General features: G+C 55.2%; 3 protein-coding genes. All 3 read left to right on the top strand.

What is annotated here, in order from left to right; genetic code table 11:
* The first annotated feature begins 239 nt into the window (after positions 1–239).
* Positions 240–1,088, top strand: coding sequence for a fumarylacetoacetate hydrolase family protein (locus P3T43_RS35475; RefSeq protein ID WP_429285642.1), 849 nt, complete (start codon positions 240–242; stop codon positions 1,086–1,088).
* 215 nt (positions 1,089–1,303) lie between these two features.
* Positions 1,304–2,023 (top strand): SDR family oxidoreductase, encoded by a 720-nt coding sequence (locus P3T43_RS35480; protein ID WP_429285643.1) that lies wholly within the window; start codon positions 1,304–1,306, stop codon positions 2,021–2,023.
* Positions 2,024–2,472: 449 nt separating this feature from the next.
* The coding region (locus P3T43_RS35485; RefSeq protein WP_429285644.1) for an SDR family NAD(P)-dependent oxidoreductase at positions 2,473–3,122 on the top strand (650 nt) is incomplete at its 3' end.

Consider the following 3,122-nt stretch of genomic DNA (forward strand, 5'->3'; position numbering starts at 1 on the left):
GTATGTCGAGCTGGTGGGATGCGGCCACTGGACGCCCATCGAAAAAGCGGCAGAAGTGAACGAATTGCTGCTTCAGTTCTTCTCGAAATAAAGCGTGTAACCCATGCCGCGGTGTCGTGCTGAAGCGAAGATTCGCAGGAGCCCGATACCGCTGTCTGGGATATTGACTTTGCTGAAAATCGTGCCGTGGTCTTCACACCAACTGGCACGACATTCGATCACTACTTTCAGTAGACGATATGAAGCTAGTACGCTTTGGTCATACAGGTGTTGAGAAGCCAGGCATCGTCGGCTCGGACGGGGTCATCCGCGATCTGTCCGCACACGCATCAGACATTGATCCGAAACTTATCGGGTCGGGGTCGCTACAGGACCTCGATTCAGAGGAAATCGACGCCTTACCAGCAGCGCCCGCTGGTTCACGGTTTGGTTGTCCCATCGGAAATATCGGAAAGGTGGTTGCAATCGGACTGAACTATCGCGAGCACGCGAAAGAGGCTGGTGCCGAGATTCCAAAGGAGCCAATCATCTTCCTGAAGGCGAATTCGGCTATCACTGGTCCATTCGATGACGTCATTCTTCCGAAAGGCTCAACGAAATCGGACTGGGAGGTGGAACTCGGGGTTGTAATAGGGCGCCGTGCGAAGAATATTGCAGAAGCCGTAGCGCTCGATCATGTCTTTGGATACGTCCTTGTGAATGACGTATCGGAGCGCGAACACCAGCTCGAGCGGGGTGGTCAATGGACAAAAGGTAAGAGCCATGACACGTTTTGCCCTATCGGCCCCTGGCTGGTAACCCGTGACGAAATCGGCGATGAGCAGGCATTGGACCTGTGGTGCGAAGTGAACGATGAGCGAGTACAGCATAGCAACACAGCGGACATGATTTTCTCTGTGGCGCAGTGTGTCAGCTATGTCAGCAAGTTCATGACTCTGCATCCTGGCGATGTGATCATAACGGGAACACCACAGGGTGTGGGCCTTGGTTTCAAGCCGCCGCGCTACCTTAATGACGGATACACCATGCGCCTAGGCATCACCGGCCTCGGCGAACAATGCCAGTCGGTCAAGCGTGGTGAGGACTAGGTCATCGACGGGTGTGCGGTGAGACCGTCTGGGATTCTTGGAGATCACCGTCGCTAAGCTGGGACCTTCGGGCCGCGGGACTCCGTCGATTTGGATGCGGGATTCAGACCTGTGCAGCGATTGTTTGTTACAGGAATTGCGGGATATCGGGGACGACACTGGCGGCGATGATTCAAAAATGAAACCTGGGTTTTTGTATCGTATTGGAGGAAGTTATGTCGCTTAAAGATAAGCGGATTGTCATTCTCGGCGGATCGTCGGGAATGGGCCTCGCTACAGCGAAAGCTGCGGCGAATGAAGGTGCACTCGTTGTCATTGCGTCAAGCAACCAGGAGAGGGTAACGAAGGCACAGGAGCAACTACCCTCGAGCGCCGAAGGGCATGTGCTTAACCTGCAGGATGAAGGTAGCATCAAGTCGTTCTTCGAGAAGATCGGACCGTACGACCATCTGGTGTATACCGCCGGAAATCCTTTGCTGATGGCTGATCAGAAAGATTTGAGCTTCCAGGACGCGCAGGCGTTTTTCGGGGTCCGTTACTGGGGTGTCTTCCTGGCCACGAAGTACGGTGCGTGCCAGATTCGAGAGGGGGGCTCAATCGTCCTTTCCTCCGGGATGGCCGCACGCCGTCCTCGTAAGGGCTCTTCCGTGGTATCGAGCGTCTGCGGGGCTATTGAAGCCCTCGCGCGTGCGCTATCTGTGGAGCTCGCGCCGCTGCGGGTCAATGTGGTTTGCCCTGGAACGGTCAAGACTAGCCTTTGGGATAGTTTCCCCGAGGCTGTCCGTAAGGCGACATTTCAACGCGCAGAAGAAAACCTTCTCGTCAAGCACGCCGCTGAAGCGCATGAGGTGGCTGAAGCCTACCTCTATCTGATGCGAGGCAGTTTTACGACGGGCCAGGTCGTAGTTGCGGACGGTGGCGCATCGGTGGCCTGATAGCGCTCCGTCTGATAGGCAGGTGCGAGTGTGTTGTTGCAACATTGTCCGAAATGCAACGACGAGTTTGCGTATGAAATGGTTCACCAGTTGATACACCGCACCTGTCCTCAACGGCACCTTACGTTCGGGCCGGCGGTTTCAGGCTGACTTCATCAGCGCTATGGTGTCTTTCACTGAGTTTGCTCCTCCTGTGCATGCTTGAGGAGTCGATGCGCTGCCCCCTGAAAGGCTTCGCATTAGTCCCCGACCCAGTGGAGCAGTTAGTCGGGTGCGACGGGTGCCGAGAAGCACACAGTCAATGCGGGGCACCTCTATGCACAGACGGCAGATATTGATGTTCCATGTTTTTCTTGTGGCCTGCCTTCAACTACGTCAGTGTTGAATGAGGAAACACGCATATCAAAGCCGTTCTGTATCGGACGTCTATTTAGAGTAGGAAAATTGGAATGACAGTTAGGCAGAATGTTCTTGTCGTAGGTGCCTCGCGTGGCCTCGGTCTTGCCCTTGCAGAGGAATACTGTGGTCGGGGCTGGCACGTAATCGCGACATCGCGCGGCAGGTCCGCGGGCCTCGAAAGCCTGTGTGAGCGTTATCCGGAATCGCTTGAGATCGAGACGGTAGATATCGCGGATCTCGCCTCGGTGAAGGCCCTGCGCGCGCGGCTTGAGGGGCGTAAGCTCAATACGCTTTTCGTGAACGCCGGTATCGCTAAATCAAATGAACTGACATCGGTCGAGGTGGAGGAGAAGGATTTCCTCGACATGATGTTGACGAACACGCTAAGTCCAATGCGTGTCATCGAGGTATTTCGTGACATGGTCATGGAGAACGGTGTAATCGCAGCGATGTCGTCAGAGATCGCCAGCATTGCGGGGAGTTCCGGGTTTTGGGAGCTTTACAGTTCAAGTAAGGCGGCGCTGAATATGTTGATGAAGGCATTCTCTACACGACATCCGGACGACTCGCGCGCACTTCTCCTTGTCGCTCCAGGCTGGGTCCGTACTGAAATGGGTGGACCAGAGGCAACATTTGAGATTTCCGAGAGCATCCCGCTGGTGGTCGATATGGTCGAGCGCAATGCGGGCGTGCCGGGACT

Source organism: Paraburkholderia sp. GAS41 (assembly GCF_050436545.1).
Taxonomy (GTDB): Bacteria; Pseudomonadota; Gammaproteobacteria; order Burkholderiales; family Burkholderiaceae; genus Paraburkholderia.

Bases quoted from the DNA above. Each gene is read 5' to 3' on its own strand.
- P3T43_RS35480 (WP_429285643.1), top strand. From the start codon at position 1,304: ATGTCGCTTAAAGATAAGCGGATTGTCATTCTCGGCGGATCGTCGGGA.
- P3T43_RS35475 (WP_429285642.1), top strand. From the start codon at position 240: ATGAAGCTAGTACGCTTTGGTCATACAGGTGTTGAGAAGCCAGGCATC.